Raw genomic sequence first — 19,479 nt, forward strand, 5'->3', positions numbered from 1 at the left:
AGCCTCATTTTTATAGATCTATTTTGTTACTAGTTCATGATCACCTTTAGGATCAATATTATGGTTTACGTGAAAAATATTATTAGGATCATATTTTTGTTTAATGGCAACCAACTGGGCATAATTCGAACCATAGCTTTCCCGTATAATGGATTCGTCATTTCCAGTAAGGTTCAAATAGGATGTCTGCTCATAGGAATAAGCTAAAAGAGACTGTCGCATCTTTTCAACCCATTCTTTTGCCTTTTGTTCTTGGCCGTCTTCATATATAACGTCCACCAGTAAAAGATATTGGCCATCACGTACAAAATACGCATTTTCGTTAGATGGGATTCGATTCATGTGCCCATGCGTTTCCCATAATTGCACCATTGCAGGGGCAGGGGATCCATTCATTTGGGTTACAATTTGATCAAGTGCTTCTTCTGTTAGCTCTTCAAGATAGAGTGAGGTTCCTGCGATGTTTGCATTCTGAGGAACCATAGCATCCAACTTCTTCTGAAGCTCCAAATACGGCATAACAGCCGTCATATCGGCCAGGGGCTGAGCCAATTCACGTAGAGGTTGTATAATAGGTTCACCTTCTTCAGAAGACCCAGCATACATACCCGCTACTATAATAACTCGACGATGATGTAGGAATTCCGGAATGAAAGGAGCTGGTGGTAAATCAATAAGAGTCGCATTTACACTGATTTCATCAGGTGCAGTTTCTAGATATGTATTTAAGTTTTGGAACACAGTTTTTACATCCTCGAAATCATACATGACATCAAGTGCTAACACTTCAGGTCCTATTTCATGAAGCTGAAACTCGAATGAAGTAACAACACCAAAGTTACCGCCACCTCCACGAATGGCCCAAATCAGATCAGGATGCTCCGTGTCGCTCACCCTTATATGATCTCCATCAGCTGTGACTAAGTTAACAGCTTGAATATTATCACATGTTAATCCATACTTAGCCCGCAGATACCCTAGCCCACCATTTAATGCTAATCCAGCCACACCTGTCTCGGATACGGTTCCAGTAGGTGTAGCTAGACCATACTTTTGTGTTTCTCTGTCAATATGAGCGAGTGTAGCTCCACCTTGCACGCGTGCAATTCGTGAATTCTCATCCACTACCACTTCAGTTAGTTCAGATAGGTCAATCATAATTCCACCTTCTGTTACAGCAGTACCAGCAACATGGTGACCTCCACCCTTAATCGAAATTTCTAAATTATGTTCTCTTGCATAGCGCACTGCACTTACTGCATCTGCTTCTTCTTTACATACCACGATTATGCCAGGACATTTATCCACAGCCGCATTCCAAATTTTCCGTTGCGTTTCGTACCCTTCATCACCTGAAATCAAAACCGAACCTTGTATTTGCTGTTTTAGTATATTAGTCATATTCCTCTCCTTACATCATTTTTATAAATAGTACATTATATGTAGGTGTATAAGTATATTATCAGTAATTTTCTTATTTTGGAATAAAATTCTTTGAAAAGGCTTTATGTGTAGTTCTAAAGAATTATGTCTAAAGGAATATAAAAAAGCGACAGTTTCTATCTTAGACACTGTCGCTTTTATACCATTACTATTGAAAAATTGTATGACTATTCAAACTTATCAACATGCTTATCCACAACTCACTTCGTTTACTAATACTCACAAGCAAAGTTACAATATAAACAAGTTATTCACAAAGTTATCCACATATACACAGATTCATTCCCTTATTTGGTGGAAGAACCTGCGTTCGCTACTATATATGTAGCTAATCCACTACAATACTCACACGTTGTGGATAAATTATTTGAGTCCTCCAACTTATTCAAATCAGGGAACGTTTCACATTCATCCACAATAACATCAATGCCACGATCTACATGGTCCTGACAGACAAACAGTTTCACATTTACACCTCACTCTTTTAAAAATAGGAAAAGCAGGAACGTATCGTTCCCGCTTTTAATAACTCTGATTTGAAAGCTTCATGGTTACATCTTGCTTTTGACCATCTCGATAAAACGTCACTGACATTTCATCACCAACGTTCTTATTCTTATACAAATGCTTTCGTAAATCAACAATACTTAGTATTTCTTTGCCATCAAGCTCTGTAATGACATCATACTGTTGCAGTCCAACTTGATCAGCCGGTGAAGCTGATTGAACGTTATCAATAACAACGCCTCCCTGAACATCACTAGGAAGACCTAAAACCTCTCTCTGTTGAGTACGAGGAACTTCTGATAAAGAAACGGCTCCAATGCCCATAAATGGCCTTGTAACCTCTCCATCCTCTTCAATGTCCTCCATAATCGGTACAGCATTATTAATCGGAATGGCAAAGCCAATGCCCTCAACTGCTGACTTGGCAATTTTCATGGAATTGATGCCAATCAGTTGTCCTTTAATATTAATGAGCGCTCCCCCACTATTTCCAGGGTTAATCGCAGCATCTGTTTGCATAACTTCTGCTTGCCAGTCCATTCTTCCATCACCGTTAAAATCTTGTGGGATTGCTCGCTGTTTTCCACTAATAATCCCTTTAGTAACAGACCCAGCAAACATCAATCCAAGTGGACTCCCAATAGCCATAGCTGGTTCCCCCACTTTAACCTTCGAGGAATCACCAATATCTATAACCTTATTTACTTTAGATCCATCTACTTTTAATACAGCTAAGTCTGTATATGGATCCGCTCCGACAAGTTCCGCTTCAATACGGGAACCGTCAATTAAGGAAACCTCAATCCGGTCAGCTCCCTGCACAACATGGTTATTGGTTACAATATAAGCCATGTCTTGTTCCTTTTTATATATGACGCCTGAACCTGTTCCAGCTTCTCCGCTAGAAGGTTGTTCCTGAATTAAACCGGAAGATTCACGTATCTTAACGACACCTACAACAGCTTCTTGTACCTCACTCACAACTTCTGTAACTTGCGTTGTAACATCAAGGTTTACACTTTCCGTTGTTGGGGTGTCTTCCTCTTCACTTGCTTGAACCTGATCTTCTTTATCTTGTGATGAAAGATCATACGGCAAGATATTCGATTGAATAAGAGCGGGTAACGCCAGCACGATTAACACAGCACCCAGAATCAGACCCACAAAAGTTGGCATAATCCATCCCGGACGCTTGTGTCTGTTGCTTGAAGAGGTTTGATCATCATAATAGCCCATTGAACCCTCAATCCTTTCTGAACCAGTTCTACATTGTATACTAGTCCCCCGTTACCTCACTACACACTTTCTAAACGTCATTCAGCGTGTAAATGGGTGTAGCATGATTCGGGTCTGTATCAAATAAGTCAATCGTATCCCCTAAAGGTATACCGCGTTCTGTTAACATGTTCCCGACAGACATACGTGCGAGGTCTTTCATGTTATTATCTTGACTTAAATGGGCTAAATAAATACGTTTTGTTGAATTGCCAATAATATCTGTTAAAGCAAGTGCACTATCCTCATTAGAAACGTGCCCTTTATCCCCTAATATGCGTCGTTTGACATTCCAGGGATAGCGCCCCATCCTTAGCATTTCTACATCATGATTCGACTCGAATATATAAGCATCAGCATCTTCAACTGTCTTCTTCATTCTTTCAGAAACATACCCTGTATCCGTTACTAACGCTACCTTCTTTCCGTTATGACGAAATACATAAAACATAGGCTCAGCCGCATCATGTGATACACCGAAGGATTCCACTTCTAAATCTCCAAACGCTTTGACTGTTTCCATTGAGAAGTCAAACTTTTGGTCAGTTGTTAACTTTCCAATGTGGCCTTCCATAGCCTTCCATGTTTTTTCATTAGCATAAATCGGTAAGTTGTAACGTCTCGCTAATATGCCTAATCCTTTAATGTGATCGCTGTGCTCATGAGTCACAAGAATTCCGTTTAGGTCGTTAGGGTCTAGGTCAACTTGCGACATAACACGCTCTAATTGTTTTCCGCTTAACCCTGCATCGACTAACAATTTTTGTTTCTCCGTACCAATATAAAAGGCATTGCCGGTACTTCCTGATGCCAGGACGCTAAAGTGCATACTCATGATTCTCCACCCCGTATTGGTTGTTCCAGTTCAGTCTTTTTCTTGTTCATTCGTTCTAAAAATTCGTCTTCTTCTTTAGCAATATATTGTCCATCAAGCCCATTTACAAAATAATTGCGCTCTTCATTTACGTGAATATTCCATGTAGGAGAAAAAAACTGCACACCATTTCCGCCTTCTTGAAGAGGCACTAATGTATAATATCCAATATCAAATTCTGTAACAGTATCGCGACTATAAATTTGATTCTTATCAAAGAGCGTACTGATTGCCTGAATCGGTTTAATTAGATCCTGCTCTTTACCAGTGCTTTTCACATCAACTAAACGCGTTTGCAAGTAGCCAATAAGTCCCGTCTTTTCCTCATTTAAGGACAAAAGGACAACTCCACTCTCATTAAAGTAGATCGGATTATCTTCATGAAGCTGAAAGAAAATGAGGACATTCCACTTCTCATTGTATCCCCAATATTCATACTCATCTCCAAAAATGATTTCTTCTTTTACAATACTAGAGATCTTACTATTGTCAGATTCTAAATCAATTTCAACCGGTTCATTAAACACTGAAGTTAATATCTTCCCGTTCTCTCCAATTGATGATTTCTGATTCTCTCTTTCCGCTAACTTTTCTTGATCTTCTTCTTTAAAATCATACCTATCAGCATATATACGCGTTTTCTTAGGAGTATCATTAGGTAGATTTTGAAGTTGAATATCCTCTGCTTCAAGTTGCTCTTCTATACTTGTATCAGGCAATAGCACAAGTTGTGCCTGCTCTGTCTTGTTTATAAACTGATAGACCAAAAAGACATCTAATATTAAGAAGCATAGAATAAAAAGTGTTTTAATTTGTCCCCACTGCATTATTCGTTGCCCCCTCAAGATCTAACTTTTTCCAATCTTCTCCTTCTTTAATAAACCATGCAGGTGTCATATAGATAACAAACAAACTGTCCACTTCCATGGTATACCCAATCTTAATATCCTTAATGACAGAAGAAAATTGATCTTTGTTTTCTTCAATGTAAGATAAAACCTCTCTCCCCGAAGAGAGTGTCTCTGTCTCTATCACTTGATTAGAAAGATTGTCCTTCACCCGGATTAAAGGGCGCCTATATTCTATTAGGTCCTGATTGCTCCACATTTGTGTAATAAGCCCCAACTCATTTTCATCTAAAACAGGATATCCGTTTTTATATTCTCGATAATGGATAGTGTTATCTCTAGAATTAATATTAAACAAACTATAAGACTCATCTGTCCACCCATTATAATCATTTATATGATCCAAACTCTGCTTAATAATTGCTTCTCGGGATATGGATTGTGACTCCTCAAATTTATATTGCTGAAACCTCATACGCTTTTCACCTGGGTATATTTGCAAGACACGATCATCAATATTGTAAAATAAACCATTAGTGCTTGAATTTTGTTGAACAAGCTGTGGATTATTAAATAATATATTCCTCATCGTATCTACTTCAATATTTCCGCCCTTTAGTTTTTCCTTAGGTAAGGTTACTTTAGATTCAGGCAGATAAATAGATTCAGGTAAATAAAACTGTACCTGACGATCATCACTCACTCTAAAATACTCCCTTTGAATTTCAGGATTTTCTAAATATTCATCGACGGAATTATATACGTTAGGGATCATAGCCTTCACATGTTGGTTAGCATTGTCATCTGAGATAAAATACACAGCGTTTTTAGGTTCATCGGGAGCAATAGATATAAATATGCGGTCTACATCATATGAAGATTTTAAGAGTTCCTCTATATCGTCATTCACCGTAAACGTAGTAGACAATGTACTTAGCGGAATACTGGCGGGATAGACAATTTCTATACCAGATTCTTTTTCTATCACACTATCCCCCGTAACCGGACCAAAATCAGTCAACCCCCATGTTAACACCTTTTTATATAACGCCTCTGATTCACTCCATTCATTTAATGAGAAGTCCCTCCCATTTTGATGGAATAATAAGAGCTCAGGCTTAATAATTGACGTTAAACTTTTTTGCGTACCATTCGATAACTTTGTCTCTACTTCTAATATATTCTCACCGTTGTTCAATTCATCATATTCAGGCTGATACGTCCAAAGAGCGAACGTAACCAGTAAGCTAATGGTTACGAGGAGCCCTAACACAATCGACTTTAAGTACTCCCACATTATTTTTCATCCCCTTGCGGTTGTTTCAGTAAAGGAAGTGTGAAGGTTACTTTAGTTCCTTCTCCTTCTTTACTATCGGCCCACACTTCGCCACCATGGGCATCAATCATTTCCCTGGAAATAGCTAAACCAAGCCCTGTACCACCTAAGTTTCTTGAACGAGCTCTGTCTACCCTGTAAAACCTTTCAAATATCTTTTCTAACTTCTCTTTAGGAATACCGACTCCCTCGTCGGAGATGGAAACATGAAGCTTTTGTTGCTGTTTCTTCACCTCTAAATTGAAAGTAATGGTTCCTCCTTCTGGAGAATACTTAATCGCATTAGAGATGATGTTATCCAACACTTGAGTCATCTTATCCTTATCGATCCAAACAAGCACTTCTTTGTCAGGCAAATGATGCTCAAAGTGAATGTGGTCATCTTGATTGATTTCAAAGCGTTCAGCTACTGTTTTAAAGAACCCAATAAAGTTTACTTTCTCTTTATGCAATTTGTAATCCTTATTATCCATCTTGGATAGCTGCAGCAAATCATTTACCAGACGAATCATACGCTCTGTCTCATTTTGGGTAACGTCTAAGAAGCGCGGAGCAATCTCTTTGTCTTCCCATGCCCCTTCGGATAACGTCTCCAAATAACTCTTCATTGTCGTTAGAGGCGTACGTAACTCGTGCGATACGTTTGCCACAAACTCCCGTCGTTCCCGCTCAATCTTCTCTTGTTCTGTCACATCGCTTAACACAGTGATGTAACCGTTCATTTCTTCCATTTCATATTGAACCACGGTAAAACTCGCCTTCAGTAAAAGCTGTTGATCGTCTTCACTAAAGTCGATAATAATGGATTCTTTATCATTTATGTCTGTAATCTTATCAAGTCGGTCGCTAATTTTCAGTACGCTTAGAAGCGGCTCTCCTTGAACATCTTCAATCTCTTGACCTAGTAACCTTGAAGCTGGCTCATTCATGAGAATGATTGATCCAGTGTGATCGGTCGCAATGACCCCTTCTGTCATGTTTGATAATACGGAACTGAGTTTCCTTCTCTCACCTTCTGTAGTAGCTTGTGAAATTTTCAACTTATCATTTAACTCATTAAAGGAAACGGCAAGTTGTCCAATTTCGTCTCTTCCGTACACATTAACCTTCTGAGAAAAATCTCCTGCTCCCATAATTTTGGCATGCTTTCTCATTTCCGTTATCGGCTTCGTAATGGTTCTTGCTATGACAATCCCTAATAAAACGGAAATGGAAACACCTAAAAATGTGCCATTAGCAAAGATTCTGTTAATATCTTGGAGTTGTCCGTATACACCTTCAAGAGAAGCTTTAATATAAATAGCTCCAACTACTACTTCTTGTTTTTCATTTCCACTCGTTTCTCCTCTTCCCTCAGTTTCTTCAGTTTCTTCCTCCTGATAAATGGGATAGGTCCTCACCAGAATACGATGACCTTTTTGGTCCACTTTGGTATCAGGTTCCATCACCCTCCCAAGCAAGAGCGTACGTTGTATTTCAGGAAGAGGTAACCTTTTCCCTACTTTACTCTGATCGGAATCTTCCGTGGCCCCTATCACACGGCTCTTACTATTCACCACAAGAAGTTCTGTTATATTTTCCGCATTAAAATCGTTCAGAATAGACTGTACTTCCTCTTCTAAGGTCTGTCCATCTTCTGAGGTTTGGCCATCTCCTGTTCGTTCCTTTGAAAAGGCTTGCTCCAATTGTATATTCAGTATATCAATGTTATTAGTAATGGATTCTTCAAAGTTCTCATTCAACTTTGTCTCAAGCTGCTGTGAGAAATAGGCACCGATTACTTGGATAGGAAACAAAAGCAAAAGAGTAATAATGATAATAAACTTTAAACGAATGGATTGAAAAAACCCCACCTGCTTCATATCCAATTACTCCTGTTCCGGATTTCGCAAGTAGTATCCTACTCCCCGGCGTGTTACGATCCACATCGGCGTACTCGGATTCTCTTCAATCTTCTCACGCAGCCTTCTTACTGTAACGTCTACTGTACGAACATCACCATAATAATCATATCCCCATACAGTCTCTAAGAGATGTTCACGCGTCATAACTTGTCCAATATTCTTAGCTAAGTAATGCAGAAGTTCAAATTCTCGATGAGTCAGCTCAATCTGCTCCCCATCTCTTGTTACCGTATAGGCATCAGGATGAATAACAAGCTTCCCAATTTGGATGTCATTATTGGCTCTACCGCTTTCTTCAGCTGGCTGCTGTTGGCGTCGAAGATTCGCCTTTACACGAGCAATAACTTCGCGATTACTAAATGGTTTCGTTACATAATCATCCGCTCCAAGCTCAAGACCGAGCACTTTATCGATTTCTGAGTCTTTAGCTGTGAGCATAATAATCGGCATACTTTTCGTCTTACGAACTTCTCGGCATACTTCCATACCATCTTTTCCTGGAAGCATAATATCAAGAAGGATAATATCCGGATCCTCCTGGAGTGCAAGTTGAATTGCTTCATCACCGTCGTAAGCACAAATGACATTGTAGCCTTCTTTTTCTAAGTTAAATTTTAGTATATCTGCAATCGGTTTTTCATCATCTACTACTAACACTTTAAAACTCATATATATCCCTACTTTCTTATTAGGTTGTCATGTAGTTCTTTAATTCTTAATTCTAACGCATTTTCATGTAAATGTCTTTTTCAATGGGATGACAATGCTTATGCTACTGTTTAATATCAAGACTCTGTTAGTGTTTAGTGTTGATTTTGTTCCATATAAGCCCCCTCGTCTTGCTATGAATAGAGAAACGCTCCCGTCAACTTTTATGGAACGTAAGGTGGTCCTGGAAATCACTCGCTTTCCGCGGGTGAGCTGTCGAGCTTCCTCGTTCGCTTCGCTCTCTGTGGGATCTCGTCTAGCTCTTTCTCCCGCAGGAGTCTCGCAATTTCCAGGCCCACCTTTGCCAAATGGGGAGAGACGGGAGCGAGCCGAATATGTTAGTTGGGGGCTTTAATGCAATCATGATGAGTGGCCGTTCATCCAATAAACGTTAGGGCAGGCTCGGGGACTGCGAGACTCCCGCGGGGTAAGGAGCTTATCCAGTTCCGGAGTGGAGGACCTAGCGAGATAAGTCATCTTTTTTACAAAGGCTGATCGCCTTTTCCAAAAAGCTGACTTATCCGTACGGTCCTAGGCACCACTCCTGCACTTTAAATTTAGGGGAGACCCCGGAAAGCGCGTAGCGATTGAGGAGGCTTCCCAGCTCCCCGCAGGAAAGCGAGTTGTCCCCGAGCCTGCCCTAGCACTTAAAAGCGTAACGGCCACATACACGACAACGTGTCTCAGTCTTCAACAATTCTTCCCTATTCTTGTGCAAGCTTGTTATAAAGAGTAACAACACCAAACTTTAACAGAGCCTAATATAAAAAAATCCTGCAACACAATTGCTGCAGGATTCAATCAATTTATTATTGGCTTACGTGTGAAAGGGGGTTTTCCAAGTTACCATCTTTGTAGACTTCAAAGTGTAAATGGATTCCTGTTGAATGACCGGTTGTTCCCATTTTACCAATAGTCTGACCACTTTTCACTGTTTGGCCAGTGCTTACTTTAATCGATGAAAGATGGGCGTAAATGGTTTTATATCCGTTGTTGTGATCAATAACAACTTTGTTCCCATATCCACCATCACGTCCAGCTTCTGTTACAACGCCATTATCAGCTGCAAGTATAGAACGATCACTTACTCCTGCGATATCAATCCCTTTATGATAGGCGCCCCATCTTGGACCTTGCTTACTGGTAATGACGCCGCCAACTGCAGGCCACTTAAAGTTACCTGTTCCACGTGATGGAATAACTTTCGTCCCTTTAACAACCACTTTTGTTACAGGTTCTTTCATTGTCTCTTCGTTTATAACGGTTTCACTAATAACCTTACCGTTCGTTTTGTTTATTTCGTATTCAAGATTTTTAGAGCCATCTTGGCCTTCTTGTTTAACTTCCTGCTCACCTTTATAAAGTTCATCTGATTCACGGATTTCAGTATCATACTCTAGCGTTTTTTCTACCCGCTTCTTTTCCGTCACAAGTACATCTAGATAAGGCTCGTAGTCTGTTACGTTTAGTTCTTGACCAATTTGAAGAAGCTCACTGTCTTTTAGTTCAGGATTTAATTCCTTTATATCTTCAGACGATAAATTATATGAAGAAGCAATTTCGCCTAGTACTTCGCCTTCTTTAATCGTGTGAACTTGGTCTGTTAATACACCTTGTTTTAGAAGTTTAACCATATCGTTCACCGTTAATATATCTTTAGGAGATATTTTTTCATTAGAAAGTGAAACTTTTTCTGATAAAGAAACGTCTATAATAGTAGAATCGCCAACATCTACTGGTTGTTCTTTTTGCTCTACTGACATTTTTTCAAATGCCTTTAACTTTTCTGAAGATATATATTGTGTTTTAATTTTTTCTAGGGCTTGAACAGCCTGTTCCTTTGATGCCACAAAGCCAATAGGCTTACCAGAAACTTCTATTTTCACACCATCAACTTTAATAGATAATTCATCTTCTAACGACTGAACAAGTTGCTCGTTATTAAAGGCGGGTCGAAACATTTTCTCTGGTACATATGTAACTTCCTCACCTACCGTTAATGGCAGGTCTTTATGCTTTTGTTCAGCTTTATCTATTTTTTCTTCTACATATTCTTGAACTACTCTTTTATTATCTACAATCCCTAAGTGCTCGCCATCAACATAAACGTGATACACAGTTGGAATCTGACTCTCAATGTTATCAGCATACACGGAGCCAAATGTTATTCCCACACCTAAACAAGTCGTTAACGCTATCTTCTTCCATAAAGAATTCTTTCTAGGTTGGTGATCAGCATTTTTGTTGAGAGCAGCGCTGGCTTTTTTGAACCACACAGCTTTTTCCCCCTACAAATTTTTGCTTTTATATAGTTAAATTTATTTTTACTTTAGCACTCTATCAATCTACCATATCTCCTACTGTCAAATAAATAGAATTCGAGACAATGTAATATACTTGTATTATAGTTGCCAAATTAATCCGAAAATTCCAGTGTAGCTAGAATATTTGAGTGTAAATTGTTTCTTTTAATGAAATAATATCTTACGAATAATAACCAAATGTTTCGCTATCGTTACATGTTTTTAGATGTAATACAAGACAAAAGTCCTAATCAAAGAACAATAAAAAACAGGGCCCTCTAAAGAGAGTCCTGTTATTAAAAAGTGGCTCGGGACGGAATCGAACCGCCGACACACGGATTTTCAGTCCGTTGCTCTACCGACTGAGCTACCGAGCCAAGTAGTTTCTTACTTCCACTATGTAGAAAGCTACATTGATAGGAATATATAGTGGCGGTCCGGACGGGACTCGAACCCGCGACCTCCTGCGTGACAGGCAGGCATTCTAACCAACTGAACTACCGGACCTCAAAATAAAGTAGAGGAATCTGAATCGATCAGGACCCCTCTATCAGGCAATGACCCGTACGGGATTCGAACCCGTGTTACCGCCGTGAAAGGGCGGTGTCTTAACCACTTGACCAACGGGCCAAAATAGAATGTCGAGACGATCTGTCTAACTGACAGCGATATTAATAATAGCAGGCTATCTTCTATTTGGCAATAGGTTTTCTATAAAAAATAATATTATTATATTTTTAGTGACTTACTATATCCTTCCCACTACGTATTAACTGAGAGAATGTTTCCGTTAACGTTAGTGTAGTGTAAGGTGGCTATTGTTGAGTAGTTCCCCTATAAAAAACGCCTGAAGTATAACTTATACTCCAGGCGTTTTAAACATTTAGTAAAGACTATTAACAGCAGTCCATTTTCTAACATGCTCCATTTGGCTATTTAAGCTTCGTAGACGTCCTTTAAGACATTCGTTTGGTTTCTGTCTGGGCCGACTGAGAATACGTTCAGAGGGATGCCTGTGAGCTCAGAGACTCTATTTACATAATGCTGGGCATTTGTTGGGAGGTCTTCGAAGTTTTTGACACTTGTAATGTCTTCAGTCCACCCTGGCATTTCTTCATAAACGGGTTCACAATCAGCTAAGATATTTAGGTTTGCTGGATACTCTTCCAAACGTTCACCCTTATACTGATAAGCCACACAAATTTTTAGCGTATCAATCCCTGTTAACACATCAATGGAGTTAAGGGATAAAGCTGTTATTCCACTAACACGTCTTGCGTGACTCACCACGACACTGTCAAACCAGCCTACGCGGCGAGGACGTCCTGTAGTTGTACCATATTCACGACCTATTTCACGAATACGATCTCCTGTTTCATCGTGTAATTCTGTCGGGAAGGGGCCATCCCCAACACGAGATGTATAAGCTTTAGAAACGCCCACAACGTGATCAATCTTTGTTGGGCCAACCCCTGAACCAATGGCTACACCACCTGCTGATGGGTTAGAGGACGTTACAAACGGGTAAGTCCCTTGGTCAACATCAAGCATAACGCCTTGAGCGCCTTCAAATAGCACAGGCTGATTTGAATCAATCGCATCATTAAGAAGTTTAGAAGTATCACACACGTATTGTGCAATTTGTTGACCGTATTCAAAGTACTCATTAAAGATTTCATCAACTGCCATCGGGTCAGACTCGTAAACTTTTTCGAAAAACTTGTTTTTTTCGATCAAGTTTTGCGTAAGCTTCTCACGAAAGACGTCTGCATCTAATAAATCAGCAATGCGAATGCCCATACGGCCCGCTTTATCCATATAAGCCGGTCCAATCCCTTTATTCGTTGTGCCGATCTTATTTTCTCCTTTGCTCTCTTCCTGAAGAGCATCCAACTTAATGTGATAAGGGAGGATCACATGAGCACGGTTGCTAATACGCAAGTTACTTGTTGATACATTTCGTTCGTGTAAGTATGCAAGTTCTTTTACAAGTGCTTTTGGGTTAATAACCATACCGTTCCCAATTACACACTCTTTATCATTATAGAAAATACCTGAAGGGATTAGGTGAAGCTTGTACGTATCCCCCTCAAACTGTATCGTGTGACCAGCGTTGTCACCACCCTGATAACGTGCGACAATCTTTGCTTTCTCGGATAAGAAGTCAGTGATTTTACCTTTCCCCTCATCTCCCCATTGTGTTCCAACTACTACTACTGAAGACATATATATGGCACCTCCGCCGAATTTCATTTCCGTAAAATTGACAACAAGAGTAGCTTATCAGCTAGAAAAAGAAAAGTCAAACCAAAACACGAACATTATTTATTTTATGATAATATACGTTCGTAATAATGTATATTTTACTACATGGAGTTACTTTTATTCTCATAAAAAAGAGGGAATCCCATTCAAATGTGGGAAACCCTCTTTAGGCGGGAGGAATATCGCTCTCGTCATAACGGTGCTCTAAATCAACGAATTTGTTATACTCCTTCACAAACATTAACTCAACGGTCCCTACTGGTCCGTTACGCTGTTTCGCTAATATGATTTCAATGATGTTCTCTTTTTCAGATTCTTGATCGTAGTAATCATCACGGTATAAGAAACCGACAATATCGGCATCCTGCTCAATACTCCCTGATTCACGAATATCAGACATCATCGGACGTTTATCTTGGCGTCCTTCAACACCACGAGATAACTGTGATAGAGCTATAAGCGGTACATTTAGTTCTCGTGCCAATCCTTTAAGAGCACGTGAAATCTCTGATACCTCTTGCTGACGATTCTCTTTGGAATTGCCACTTCCTTGAATCAGCTGAAGATAGTCAATAAGAATCATACCGAGACCATGCTCTTGCGCAAGACGTCTGCATTTTGAGCGAATCTCATTTACTCGAATACCAGGCGTATCATCAATGAATATCCCAGCATTGGATAAGCTACCCATAGCCATCGTCAATTTTCCCCAGTCTTCCGTTTCAAGCTTACCTGTCCTTAATCTTGTGGCATCAATATTTCCTTCCGCACAAAGCATACGCATGACGAGCTGGTCCGCTCCCATCTCCAGGGAAAAGATTGCTACGTTCTCATCTGTATGAGCCGCGACGTTCTGTGCAATATTTAAGGCAAACGCCGTTTTCCCTACAGAAGGACGGGCGGCAATGATAATAAGATCATTCCGTTGGAAACCCGCTGTCATACCATCAAGATCTCTAAATCCTGTCGGTAATCCTGTCACTTCAGCTGACGTATTGTGAAGTTGCTCAATATTATCATACACATCAATTAATACGTCTTTTATATTTTTAAATTTACCGGAATCTTTCTGCTGAGCTACTTCTAGTATGGATTTCTCCGCATCATTCAGTACCCCTTCAATGTCCTCTTCATTAGAATAACCATTCGTCACAATTGTTGTAGCAGTCTTAATGAGACGACGCAATATAGCTTTTTCTTCTACTATACGAGCGTAATACTCAATATTGGCTGCTGTGGGGACAGAATTAGCTAGGTCACTAAGGTACGAAACACCACCGATTTCATCGAGCATTTTCGCATTGGAAAGAGAAGTAGTAACGGTTACTAAATCAATAGGTTCTCCCTTTTCAGACAGGTGAGACATCGCTTCATATATGCGCTGGTGACTAGCGCGGTAAAAATCCTCAGGTTGAAGCAACTCTGTTGCTGTTGCAATTGATTGTGGTTCCAAAAAAATAGCGCCGAGCACCGCCTGCTCGGCCTCTATATTATGGGGCGGTGTTCGGTCATTTAAAAAATCGCTCAAGTCATCTTCCCCCTTTTCAGTTAAGAGGATGGATTAATTACTTCTCTGAAACATGAACTTTAATCGTAGCTGTTACCTCATGATGAAGTTTAACAGGTACATTTGTATATCCAAGAGAACGAATTGGTGAATCCATCTCTATCTTACGTTTGTCAATTTTAATGTCATGAGATTTCTTCAGTTCTTCAGCAATTTGTTTATTTGTAATAGATCCAAATAAACTCCCCTTGTCACCTGATTTAGCTTGTAGCTCAACTGTAAGGTTTTCAAGAGTTTCTTTTAGACGCTTTGCTTCTTCTAATTCTTCTTGAGCTTCTTTTTCTTTTTTATGATCGATTGCTTCTTGGGCTTTTAAATTTCCTTTTGTAGCTTCGACCGCCAAGTTATTTTTTAGAAGGTAGTTACGAGCATATCCTTCTGAAACGTTCTTAACTTCGCCCTTTTTACCTTTACCTTTTACATCCTTTGTGAAAATTACCTTCATGATTCATTACCTCCTTCAAAATACTCATCTATAATTTCTTTAAGTTGTTCTTCAGCTTGCTCAATTGTAGTATCGTCAAGCTGGGTAGCAGCATTGGTTAAATGGCCACCACCATTCATGCTTTCCATTAAAATTTGTACGTTAACATCGCCTAGTGAGCGGGCACTAATCCCAATACGCCCATCTGAACGTTCAGATATAACAAATGAAGCTACCACTCCACTCATGGTTAGCAATGTATCAGCTGCTTGCGCAATGATAACAGGGCCAAATGTGTCTCCCTCATCTGCCTTTGATATGGCAATTCCGTCGCGGTAAATCTTAGCGCTCTCAATAAGCTTACTCCGTCTCACGTAAACATCTAAGTCTTCTTTCATGAACTTCTGTACAAGCACCGTATCTGCGCCTTTAGAGCGTAAATAACTGGCGGCGTCAAACGTTCTAGAGCCAGTACGAAGCGTAAAGCTCTTTGTGTCTACTATGATTCCAGCTAAAAGAGCAGTAGATTCAAGCATATTCAACTTTAATTTCTTCGGTTGATATTCTAACATTTCTGTTACCAGTTCTGCAGTTGATGAGGCATATGGTTCCATATAGACAAGTGTAGGATCCTGTATGAACTCTTCCGCTCTTCTGTGGTGGTCAATAACCACTACATGTTCTGTTTTGTTTAAGAGTTTCTCTTCAATAACAAGAGAAGGCTTGTGGGTGTCGACTACAACAATTAATGTTTTCTTAGTCACAACCTCATGGGCTTCTTCTGGGTCGATAAACCTCGACCATAATTGTTCACTTTGCTGAATCTCATCAAACAAACGTTGAACTCCTGTATTGGCTTCATCTGGATCATATACAATAAATCCGTCTTTATCATTGGCCTGAGCCATTTTCAAAATCCCAATACAAGCACCTATTGAGTCCATGTCAGGGTTTTTATGCCCCATCACAATAACTTTATCAGCCTCTTGAACAAGTCCCTTCAGGGCATGGGAAATAACGCGTGCACGTACACGGGTACGCTTCTCCATTGGATTTGTCTTACCTCCATAGAAACGAACCTTCCCATTTTCATCCTTAATCGCTACCTGGTCTCCTCCTCGTCCGAGCGCTAAATCGAGACTAGACTGTGCCAACTCACCTAAGTCAGGTAGAGACGCTTCGCCTACCCCAATACCAAAACTCAGTGTAAGAGGAACATTCTTATCCGTGATTAGTTCACGTACATCGTCCAAAATATCAAATTTAGATCGCTCTAAGTTTTTCAGAATACGGTGATTTAAAACCGCGAAAAACTTATCTTGCGAGGAGCGTTTTAAATACACTCCATTTTCTTGTGACCATTGATTAAGAATGGATGTAACTTGTGAATTAATATGGCTTTTAGCAGTATCATCCATGGCTTGTGTAATCTCTTCATAGTTATCCAGGAAAATAATCGCTAAAACCGTTCGATCATTTTGATATAGATTCTGAACTAATGTTTGTTGAGTTCGGTCAAATAAATACAACAATCGTTCATCTTTTTTAACAACCGTCTGCAATTCATAGTCGTCCATAGAGATCCATACATCGTTCTTTCCTTCTTTAATCGCTGATACAAGCGTGTCCGAGATTTGATTAAGAGGTTCCCCTACCAATGTTTCCTGAGGAAAAAAGTGATTCATATAAGGGTTAGCCCATTCAATGTTATAGTCCTCACTAAACAAGACAATCCCTATAGGCATTTCCATCAAAGCTTCTTCGCCCACTTTTTTCACCCGGTATGAAAGGGTTGAGATATACTCTTCTGTTTCGTTAATCAAAAACTGTTCAGTTCGGACGCTATAGTAAATAGAAGCGATCAATAGAGCGGTCATGACTAAACCGAGCTTCCACTCATAATAAAAGATCAGCGCTAATAGAAGAATGGATAATGTATAAATCACCCATAAATGACTACTCAACCTTGGTTTTTTAAAGAAATTCGGCATGACCGTCATCTCCTAAACATAAAGTCGATCCTCATTGCTTTCCTAATCGTTCTCTTAATGAGAAACCTAAATCAATTATACCTAAAATTCGCATCGGAAACACTAATAGGTAAGGGAAAAGTAAAGTTAATACTACTCCGGTTATAGGAAGAGCATTGGAACGTTTTTTGTGGTGAGTGAAGGCAAACAGATAAGATAAGCCCTGTAGGATCATAAAGAAACCGGTGAGCGTGTACATGTTCTGCGCCACAACACCCATATACTCCTCTGTGGTCGGGAATACCCAACTCAGTACAACAGCTATAAAATAGTACCATAACACTGATTTTGGAAAGGTAAACTGATGGACCGGCGGAAATCGGAACGTTTGTTTTTCAATCTTACTCTGTATTCTAAACCCAAGCCATAAGGTAATAAAAGAGAAGACTATAGACGATATTGCCATAATACTTGGTAACATAGAGGGGAGGTTTTCAAATTGGGCCTGAACAATTGAAAGTTGTTCTTCAGAGACCCCCATATCTGTAACCATATTCTCAGTTGACTGAAAAGCTTCATCGAGCATTGATTGGAAAGCCTCTATTAAGTTTAAATTAAATAGAGCAATCATACTTAAATAGAAACCTACAATTCCAATGAGGTACCCAACAGCTCCTTGTGCCCATGCTTCATACGGACTTCTCTCTTGGTGTAGAGCAGCTCCCAAAAAGATTCCACCCACACCTATGGAAAGCGTAACAGGAATAGCTACAAAACCTAATATTAACATCGATGTAATCGATAAAAGTGCTATAAATAACAAAGATTGTTTCCAGCCATGTTTAGCAGCAAACAAGAAAAAAGGCAGAGCTAATAGTACCATTGAAAAAATAGACAAGACAGGAATCACAATGGTAAGTAGAAGGAGGAGGATGTAGACCCCACCATACATAAGGCTCTGTCGTAACATACTTGAAGATTTCATTTTCATTTACTCTCCTCTAAACCATCTATTGAATAAAATTAGATTAACATAAAACACGTATATGTTCATTAATAGTGTCACCATAATTCTATGTACTAAATCAATTGCTAAGGTTAACTTTACAGTGCTTTATAGGAGAACGCAAAAGTTCTAATTTTTAGGTAGTCTAATTGAACATCTTGCCCAATGCAATACTATAAAAACACACAGTTAAAGAAAACTAAGTTTAAAGAAAACCCGCCATTAGGCGAGCCTTCTGTAAACTGTTTTTATTGTTGCAAAAAAAGCACAGCGTTATATGCTGTGCTTTTAAAAGTCTTACGAAAGAATATTAGTCGTTTACGAAAGGCAATAGTGCCATTTGACGTGAACGTTTAATCGCTCTTGTAAGTTTACGTTGGTATTTAGCAGATGTTCCTGTTACACGACGAGGAAGAATCTTTCCACGTTCAGAAACAAAACGCTTAAGAAGTTCAACATCTTTATAATCGATGTGTGTAATTCCGTTTGCTGTGAAATAACACACTTTTCTACGCTTCGCGCGACCACGACGAGCCATAATTGAAAACCTCCTTATATTTTAATTAAAATGGTAAATCGTCATCTGAAATATCAATCGGTTCCCCATTATCAGCGAATGGGTCATCCTGTTTAGGTTGATTATTGTTGTTGTTATTATTGTTTGGACTATATCCAGATTGGTTCTGATTAGATTGGAATCCTTGTGAACCTGCGCCACCTGAAGACGAGCCTTTTGATTCTAAGAATTGTACACTATCAGCAACAACTTCTGTTACAAAGACGCGTTTGCCTTCTTGGTTATCGAAGCTTCGGGATTGTAAACGTCCATCAACACCGACTAAGCTTCCTTTACTCATAAAGTTCGCTAGGTTCTCTGCGGCACGACGCCACACGACACAGTTAATGAAATCTGCATCACGGCTACCTTGTTGGCTTGTAAACGGGCGGTTTACAGCAATCGTAAAGTTCGCAACGGCTACTCCGTTGGGTGTATAGCGCAAATCAGGATCCTTGGTTAATCTGCCGGCAAGAACGACACGATTTAACAC

Annotated in this window: 16 protein-coding genes and 3 tRNA genes; all 19 read right to left on the reverse strand. The window is 39.6% G+C overall.

Annotated features, from left to right (window positions below; translation table 11 throughout):
* Positions 1–18: 18 nt before the first annotated feature.
* The 19 genes from IMZ31_RS18610 to ssb all read right to left on the reverse strand — a co-directional run bounded on the left by IMZ31_RS18610 (position 19) and on the right by ssb (position 19,479).
* The gene (locus IMZ31_RS18610) at positions 19–1,401 is read right to left on the reverse strand and encodes an FAD-binding oxidoreductase (RefSeq protein WP_207528723.1); all 1,383 of its coding nucleotides are present in this window, start codon (positions 1,399–1,401) and stop codon (positions 19–21) included.
* Positions 1,402–1,730: 329 nt separating this feature from the next.
* Positions 1,731–1,910 carry a CxxH/CxxC protein gene (locus tag IMZ31_RS18615; RefSeq protein ID WP_232299486.1) on the reverse strand — a complete coding sequence of 60 codons (180 nt, stop codon included), beginning with the start codon at positions 1,908–1,910 and terminating at the stop codon, positions 1,731–1,733.
* Between the two features lie 55 nt (positions 1,911–1,965).
* Positions 1,966–3,186: a S1C family serine protease gene (locus tag IMZ31_RS18620; protein ID WP_207528724.1), complete on the reverse strand. Its 1,221-nt coding sequence runs from the start codon at positions 3,184–3,186 to the stop codon at positions 1,966–1,968.
* A gap of 70 nt (positions 3,187–3,256) precedes the next feature.
* Positions 3,257–4,060: an MBL fold metallo-hydrolase gene (locus IMZ31_RS18625; RefSeq protein ID WP_207528725.1), complete on the reverse strand. Its 804-nt coding sequence runs from the start codon at positions 4,058–4,060 to the stop codon at positions 3,257–3,259.
* Positions 4,057–4,926 carry a two-component system regulatory protein YycI gene (locus IMZ31_RS18630; RefSeq protein ID WP_207528726.1) on the reverse strand — a complete coding sequence of 290 codons (870 nt, stop codon included), beginning with the start codon at positions 4,924–4,926 and terminating at the stop codon, positions 4,057–4,059. Before IMZ31_RS18630 ends, IMZ31_RS18625 begins: the two co-directional genes overlap by 4 nt.
* On the reverse strand, positions 4,907–6,244 hold the full coding sequence (locus tag IMZ31_RS18635) for a YycH family regulatory protein (RefSeq protein ID WP_207528727.1): 1,338 nt from the start codon (positions 6,242–6,244) through the stop codon (positions 4,907–4,909). The genes IMZ31_RS18630 and IMZ31_RS18635 overlap by 20 nt, the downstream gene beginning before the upstream one ends.
* On the reverse strand, positions 6,244–8,145 hold the full coding sequence (walK, locus tag IMZ31_RS18640) for a cell wall metabolism sensor histidine kinase WalK (protein ID WP_207528728.1): 1,902 nt from the start codon (positions 8,143–8,145) through the stop codon (positions 6,244–6,246). The genes IMZ31_RS18635 and walK overlap by 1 nt, the downstream gene beginning before the upstream one ends.
* A 6-nt stretch (positions 8,146–8,151) precedes the next feature.
* On the reverse strand, positions 8,152–8,856 hold the full coding sequence (gene yycF / locus IMZ31_RS18645; RefSeq protein WP_207528729.1) for a response regulator YycF: 705 nt from the start codon (positions 8,854–8,856) through the stop codon (positions 8,152–8,154).
* Between the two features lie 848 nt (positions 8,857–9,704).
* Entirely contained in the window at positions 9,705–11,171 is a 1,467-nt protein-coding gene (locus IMZ31_RS18650) for a M23 family metallopeptidase (protein ID WP_207528730.1), read from the reverse strand.
* 331 nt (positions 11,172–11,502) lie between these two features.
* Positions 11,503–11,575, reverse strand: a tRNA-Phe gene (locus IMZ31_RS18655).
* A gap of 53 nt (positions 11,576–11,628) precedes the next feature.
* Positions 11,629–11,705 (reverse strand) — tRNA-Asp (locus tag IMZ31_RS18660).
* Between the two features lie 51 nt (positions 11,706–11,756).
* Positions 11,757–11,828, reverse strand: a tRNA-Glu gene (locus tag IMZ31_RS18665).
* A gap of 306 nt (positions 11,829–12,134) precedes the next feature.
* Positions 12,135–13,424 (reverse strand): adenylosuccinate synthase, encoded by a 1,290-nt coding sequence (locus tag IMZ31_RS18670; protein WP_207528731.1) that lies wholly within the window; start codon positions 13,422–13,424, stop codon positions 12,135–12,137.
* Between the two features lie 205 nt (positions 13,425–13,629).
* The gene (dnaB, locus tag IMZ31_RS18675; protein WP_207528732.1) at positions 13,630–14,991 is read right to left on the reverse strand and encodes a replicative DNA helicase; all 1,362 of its coding nucleotides are present in this window, start codon (positions 14,989–14,991) and stop codon (positions 13,630–13,632) included.
* A gap of 37 nt (positions 14,992–15,028) precedes the next feature.
* The gene (gene rplI, locus IMZ31_RS18680; RefSeq protein ID WP_036780509.1) at positions 15,029–15,475 is read right to left on the reverse strand and encodes a 50S ribosomal protein L9; all 447 of its coding nucleotides are present in this window, start codon (positions 15,473–15,475) and stop codon (positions 15,029–15,031) included.
* Positions 15,472–17,445 carry a DHH family phosphoesterase gene (locus tag IMZ31_RS18685; RefSeq protein ID WP_207528733.1) on the reverse strand — a complete coding sequence of 658 codons (1,974 nt, stop codon included), beginning with the start codon at positions 17,443–17,445 and terminating at the stop codon, positions 15,472–15,474. The genes rplI and IMZ31_RS18685 overlap by 4 nt, the downstream gene beginning before the upstream one ends.
* A gap of 31 nt (positions 17,446–17,476) precedes the next feature.
* Positions 17,477–18,415 (reverse strand): YybS family protein, encoded by a 939-nt coding sequence (locus tag IMZ31_RS18690; RefSeq protein WP_207528734.1) that lies wholly within the window; start codon positions 18,413–18,415, stop codon positions 17,477–17,479.
* A gap of 325 nt (positions 18,416–18,740) precedes the next feature.
* Positions 18,741–18,968, reverse strand: a complete 228-nt coding sequence (gene rpsR, locus IMZ31_RS18695) for a 30S ribosomal protein S18 (protein WP_207528735.1) — start codon at positions 18,966–18,968, stop codon at positions 18,741–18,743.
* A 25-nt stretch (positions 18,969–18,993) separates the two neighbouring features.
* Positions 18,994–19,479, reverse strand: coding sequence for a single-stranded DNA-binding protein (gene ssb / locus IMZ31_RS18700; RefSeq protein WP_207528736.1), 486 nt, complete (start codon positions 19,477–19,479; stop codon positions 18,994–18,996).

It is taken from the genome of Pontibacillus sp. ALD_SL1 (assembly GCF_017355605.1).

Coding starts and splice junctions, on each gene's coding strand:
- IMZ31_RS18610 (WP_207528723.1), bottom strand. CDS start 1,401: ATGACTAATATACTAAAACAGCAAATACAAGGTTCGGTTTTGATTTCA.
- IMZ31_RS18620 (WP_207528724.1), bottom strand. CDS start 3,186: ATGGGCTATTATGATGATCAAACCTCTTCAAGCAACAGACACAAGCGT.
- IMZ31_RS18625 (WP_207528725.1), bottom strand. CDS start 4,060: ATGAGTATGCACTTTAGCGTCCTGGCATCAGGAAGTACCGGCAATGCC.
- IMZ31_RS18630 (WP_207528726.1), bottom strand. CDS start 4,926: ATGCAGTGGGGACAAATTAAAACACTTTTTATTCTATGCTTCTTAATA.
- IMZ31_RS18635 (WP_207528727.1), bottom strand. CDS start 6,244: ATGTGGGAGTACTTAAAGTCGATTGTGTTAGGGCTCCTCGTAACCATT.
- walK (WP_207528728.1), bottom strand. CDS start 8,145: ATGAAGCAGGTGGGGTTTTTTCAATCCATTCGTTTAAAGTTTATTATC.
- yycF (WP_207528729.1), bottom strand. CDS start 8,856: ATGAGTTTTAAAGTGTTAGTAGTAGATGATGAAAAACCGATTGCAGAT.
- IMZ31_RS18670 (WP_207528731.1), bottom strand. CDS start 13,424: ATGTCTTCAGTAGTAGTAGTTGGAACACAATGGGGAGATGAGGGGAAA.
- rplI (WP_036780509.1), bottom strand. CDS start 15,475: ATGAAGGTAATTTTCACAAAGGATGTAAAAGGTAAAGGTAAAAAGGGC.
- IMZ31_RS18685 (WP_207528733.1), bottom strand. CDS start 17,445: ATGCCGAATTTCTTTAAAAAACCAAGGTTGAGTAGTCATTTATGGGTG.
- IMZ31_RS18690 (WP_207528734.1), bottom strand. CDS start 18,415: ATGAAAATGAAATCTTCAAGTATGTTACGACAGAGCCTTATGTATGGT.
- rpsR (WP_207528735.1), bottom strand. CDS start 18,968: ATGGCTCGTCGTGGTCGCGCGAAGCGTAGAAAAGTGTGTTATTTCACA.